At 41.9% G+C, this 2,583-nt stretch carries 1 protein-coding gene; it reads left to right on the forward strand.

From position 1 onward, the window contains the following. Positions 1-246 precede the first annotated feature (246 nt). Positions 247-2,409, forward strand: coding sequence for an NACHT domain-containing protein (locus tag F6J99_RS44005; RefSeq protein WP_293123492.1), 2,163 nt, complete (start codon positions 247-249; stop codon positions 2,407-2,409). The last annotated feature ends 174 nt before the right edge of the window (positions 2,410-2,583 follow it).

Raw genomic sequence — 2,583 nt, forward strand, 5'->3', positions numbered from 1 at the left:
CCCCCTCTCGAAGACCTTGCTGTTTTGTTTCGCAAAAAAGAGGGGAAAACCATCTATTCCGAGAAATCTACCCTGCTGTTTCCCTATTGGGTGCAGTGGTTTACCGACGGCTTTCTGCGCACTGATCTAGGGGGATTTAGGGGGATCTCTTTGTCCCTCATGGCAAAATAATTGCTATATTATTGGCTCTATCTACGCCAATTCGTTAAAATTTCAGAGAGTGATAAAACAGAGGTCACTTCAGAGATGAACCTTGCTGAACTTCTGACCAATCCCAAAGTCCTTCAAATACCACTCGTTGTAGAACTAGCACTACTTCCCTATCTTGGCACACTTTTAAGCAATCGCTTTGAGCAGCAAAAAACTCCCCTTCGGAGAATAATAGTAATTGTTCTATGCACAATTTATGGAGTCTTAGTTCTTGTAGGAGTAAATTTAGTTTTTAAACCATCCACACAACAGAATAGCGAGTGGTTCCAACAAGTCTACTGGATTTTAGGTATTGGTTGCCTCTTCGCCTTACCTACAATTGGGTATTTGTTCAAAACTAGCTCAGTAAACCAAACTCAAATCCCTAGACAGATTCCACAGGCAAAGTTACAGCGATGGCGCAGGGATTTGCTGGGAGCAATGGCAGCTGAGGTTAACATGCGCCTTGATGACTCCCTGCACAATGACCACTTGATTCAGTTGGTAATGGCAGACCAAAGGGAGCAAGTGGGTCGTCGAGAAAAAATTACTGTCAATCCTAGCAATTCTCCTCCATGGTGGAAACGGTTGCCCAAGTTTCGTCGAGTAACTACAGACTCTCAACCAGGTCAAAAGGTTATTGAGGTATTTAACCAAGAAGATATTGCTGGGAAACTGTTGATTCTCGGTGCGCCCGGTTCTGGAAAAACCACCATGCTGTTGGATTTGGCCAAGGATTTAATTACAGGTGCTCAGCAGCAGCCATACCAACCTATTCCAATTATAGCTGAACTTTCTGATTGGAAAGATGACAAGCAGCCCATTGCTGAATGGTTAGCAGCTAATTTAAAGTCTCGTTATCATCTCCCCGAAGCCATTACTCAGGAGTGGATTAGCAGCGGTCAGTTGTTACCTCTTCTGGATGGTTTGGATGAGTTGGGCTTAGAGCGGCAGAGGTTATGTGTTCAGCAATTAAATCAGTTTCTCAAAGATGTTCCTCAAATTGTGGTCTGCTGTCGTGAAGAAGAATACCTTGCTGGTGAGCAAATTCTGGAGATGCGGGGAGCAGTCTGTCTGCAACCTTTGAGCGATCAGCAGATAAAAAATTATTTAAAGGGCTTAGACTGTCGCCACCTCTGGCCAGGAATTCAGCAAGATTCAGAGGGATTGCTAGAGTTAGCCAGAATGCCCTTACTATTGCATTTGATTCCCGTTGCTTATCCCGATGGCTTGAAGCGAGTAGAGAGAGATTTTAAGGATCCTAAAGCAAAGGAAGACTATCAGAACGAATGCCGTAAAACGTTATTTAAGAATTACATTGACTGTAAACTAAAGGAAAAGCATAACAGTCGAGGTTATTCAGAAGAGGAGACCAGGCGCTGGTTAGCCTGGCTTGCTAAACGATTGAAGGAGCAAAAACAAACCGAGTTTTTGATTGAAAAAATGCAGCCTGATATTTTGAATAATTCCCGAGAAAAGTGGTTGTATAAGCTAATTGTAAGTATTATATCAACTAGAATTTTTAATATAAACCGGCATAATCATATAAAGCCCTATGAATTGATAAAGTTTTCATCAAAAAAAATAACTAAAAAAATCATAGAAAATATAACCTTTTTGTATATTAAAAAAATGCTGATTACTGGAGTATTAATTGGGATATTTTGTGGATTATTTGTGATAATTGTATGGGATTATTCTATGACAGCGCTAATTTTTGCGCTTGCCATAGGACTAATTGTGCTAATCTTAGTGCTAATTACTGGGCTAATTAATGTGCTGATTGACGGGCTAATTGAGGGGCTGAGTGGAGAAGAACTAAAAACCAGAAATAAACCCAATCAGGGCATTAAAGAATCCGCTAAAAATACCGTTATTCTTAGTTTAATTAGTTTTCCTGTAACTTTCTTGCTGTCTGTATTACCAAATTTAGTCTTGGGAATCAATGTTGAACTACTAAGCACGTTATTGCTTGCTTGTTGGATCGCAATGTTCTTGGGCTTTTTATTTGCTGGCTTACCAGTCATTCAGCACTTCGTCCTCCGCCTCATTCTCTGGCGCAGTGGTTCAATCCCCTGGAATTACGCCGATTTCCTGAGCTATGCCACAGAACGCCGCTTGATCAAGCAAGTGGGTGGACGCTATCGATTCATCCACGATTTGCTGCGGGAGCACTTTGCGACAACAGGACTTACGCATTTGCCCCCTAAATCCCCCTAGCGAGCAATCCCTCCCTAGGGGGACTTTGACATCATTTCCCCCCAAAATTGATACCGTTGGCGAAATTAATATTTCTTTACACAAGAGTAGCAGATGGGTAACTTTAAGTTCATGCTCCCCCAGAATTGGGGGTTGGGGGGCTATAAAGACTGCTGTCTTCAGGCTGATATTACT

Source organism: Moorena sp. SIO4G3, from assembly GCF_010692305.1.
In the GTDB taxonomy this organism is placed as follows: domain Bacteria; phylum Cyanobacteriota; class Cyanobacteriia; order Cyanobacteriales; family Coleofasciculaceae; genus Moorena; species Moorena producens_A.